The 2,269-nt window shown below is 55.7% G+C and carries 4 protein-coding genes; all 4 read right to left on the bottom strand.

Features of this window, described 5'->3' with window-relative positions; genetic code table 11:
• Positions 1-99: 99 nt before the first annotated feature.
• Positions 100-330, bottom strand: coding sequence for a hypothetical protein (locus tag JNN07_24395; protein MBL9170895.1), 231 nt, complete (start codon positions 328-330; stop codon positions 100-102).
• A 140-nt stretch (positions 331-470) separates the two neighbouring features.
• Positions 471-878 (bottom strand): hypothetical protein, encoded by a 408-nt coding sequence (locus JNN07_24400; GenBank protein MBL9170896.1) that lies wholly within the window; start codon positions 876-878, stop codon positions 471-473.
• A gap of 146 nt (positions 879-1,024) precedes the next feature.
• Positions 1,025-1,381, bottom strand: coding sequence for a hypothetical protein (locus JNN07_24405; GenBank protein ID MBL9170897.1), 357 nt, complete (start codon positions 1,379-1,381; stop codon positions 1,025-1,027).
• A 164-nt stretch (positions 1,382-1,545) separates the two neighbouring features.
• Complete coding sequence (locus tag JNN07_24410; protein ID MBL9170898.1) at positions 1,546-1,743, bottom strand: hypothetical protein; 198 nt, start codon at positions 1,741-1,743, stop codon at positions 1,546-1,548.
• Positions 1,744-2,269 lie beyond the last annotated feature (526 nt).

Consider the following 2,269-nt stretch of genomic DNA (forward strand, 5'->3'; position numbering starts at 1 on the left):
GGCTACGCGGGCCTTGAATTCGGGTTCGTGTCTTTTCCGTTTGGCTTTCATTATGTGTCGCTGTGGTTTGGGTTTAACACCCACACCCTTCAGCCACAATCATAGCTTAACCCCTGGCCCGGTTTTCGGGGTCCGCCTCAGGATGGGCAAACGCCAGAAAGTCGCCCCGTCCTCGGTGAGTGCGTGGAAACCGAGCGCGCGTCCGTAGATGGAAGATGCGCCGAAGACGCATACCTTGACGAACTCGCCGTTGTGCGCTTGCCCATCGTAAAGAAACTCTTTGCGAAGGTAACAGTAGAACCGTGGGATGTTTGTGTTGAGTGTTGGCATTAAAGTGCGCGTGCGAAACGGCCTAACGACCAATCGTGAGCGACCGCCGCCGTAAGAAGGCGCTCAACGAAATGGCCGATGTAGTGACTGTGATCATGTCCGGAATCCCGATGCTGGCGGTGGTTCGGTCGACGATTTTGTTAGGCGATTCGGACACACTTAGCGGTACGGCGGCAATCACGATAAGCCAGGAATACGAATGCCCAAGTCACCACGCCAATAGCCAAAGCCTGTAGCAACGCAAGAGCATCTCGAACCTGAGAACCGTAGGCGCAAACGACCACGATCAACCCAGATACGGCTGCCCCACCGAACCATAGCCGCCACTCAATGGGGCTAAACTCCTGCTCCGGGAGTTGCGGTTTAAGTGGGAAGCTCGGGCGCGTAGCAAACCAAAGGAGAGGGACAAGCACAAAAGGCATAAAGCTCCGCAAGTAACCTGTGAGCAGTCCGAGCATGATGATGAGCAGCAAGAAGTAGTAGGCGATAACTTGTGCCAATCGCTTCCGAAGGCAGGTTACCGGCTTTTGCATTGAGGGCGGGTTCATAGTCGCCTAACGACTCGCCAGTGAGCCACAGCCCGCAGACCGCGGACAGCCAGAGGCGAAGTGAATGATGTTCGAAACGTGCATGGCGTGAAAAAGTCGCGAGCTAAGGGCTGTTGGATCGACTGGCCGTGTTAGGCCATGTCATATCAATCTCTCCACCAGTAAAGAAAAGGCTCCGGGGCAAGCTGCATGAGTCCCCAACAAAGGCAAAACACGAGAGCATACAGCGCCCAGTAACGAAGGGAACGCCTCCACCTCGGACGGAGCAAGCACGCGAGCATCGCCACAGGCACAACAAACATGCCGAACCAGATCAGCCCGATGAAGAAATAAGTGGTGAGATACGCATGCGCAATCAACGAAGCAGGAAAGTCCCGCTCGCCGATAGACATCGGCCATCCACCGAGACTTCGATGCATGTGAAACGCCAGCGAGTAGAACAAGCCGAGCATCATGACGCCCGGCAAAGTGGAAGCGACGATAGCTGTGCGTGACGCTTTCATAGCGGCCTAACGACCTCCCGATGAGGCACCCCGACCTGTGAGGTGACGATCGGCAAGTCTGCTAAAGGTTATGATGGTCATGTCGGGCCGAGCAAATCCAAAGGCTGGTCGGGGTTGTCCTCGATCGGGCTGGTTGGACATCGGCGCTTCTGCACCGAGGCACCTCAGAGTGTCTCCACCGTCCATTCTTGCCAAAAGAAGCGGCAAGGCTCCCCGGCGTGCAGGAGCGTGAGTCGGTCCACCTCCCGCTCTGCGAGTTCCTGGGTGCTAAAGCTCGCCACAAGTTCCGCCAAATCTTCGGGAGGTATATCAAGCCCCCGCGGAGCCTCCGTCCGAATCACTAGAAACCGCTGTCGTGTCATACCCCAATTCGATCAGTAATCAGTCCAACGAAACTGCTCAGGGACGCGCCGACATGGACGCTCAACCTGAAACCTGGATGCGATCGGCGCGTTCACTGGAGTAGCCTGGTTGGACGCTACTTTGTCTTGAGATCGTCGTCCGCCTTTTTCTTGTTCTGCTTCACCTGCACCAATGCCTCACTCTCGCGAACAATCCGGTTAGCTTTGGCGAACAAAAGATACCGCCAACACCAATCAGATCCCGCACCATGAATCCCCTCATATCGGGTAAAAAACCAACCTGGCCTGATAGTGATTGGACCTGTCGTGTTCCACGGAGCATCCCACCGGTAAACATTCCAGCCAACTTTCGTGTAACTACCGATGGCCCGTGGCGAATCGTCTACCTCACCTCCGTGCCCGTAGCTAACAATATGACCATTTTGGAACCGATCGAAAGAATACATTCCGCAGGCGCATTTGGTTAAAGGTCCCATCCAGTCGCCTGCCGGCGTAATCGGGACGACAAGCCGTGCGCCCACCAAAA

Source organism: Verrucomicrobiales bacterium (assembly GCA_016793885.1).
GTDB lineage: Bacteria > Verrucomicrobiota > Verrucomicrobiia > Limisphaerales > UBA11320 > UBA11320.

Coding starts and splice junctions, on each gene's coding strand:
- JNN07_24405 (MBL9170897.1), bottom strand. CDS start 1,381: ATGAAAGCGTCACGCACAGCTATCGTCGCTTCCACTTTGCCGGGCGTC.
- JNN07_24400 (MBL9170896.1), bottom strand. CDS start 878: ATGAACCCGCCCTCAATGCAAAAGCCGGTAACCTGCCTTCGGAAGCGA.
- JNN07_24395 (MBL9170895.1), bottom strand. CDS start 330: ATGCCAACACTCAACACAAACATCCCACGGTTCTACTGTTACCTTCGC.
- JNN07_24410 (MBL9170898.1), bottom strand. CDS start 1,743: ATGACACGACAGCGGTTTCTAGTGATTCGGACGGAGGCTCCGCGGGGG.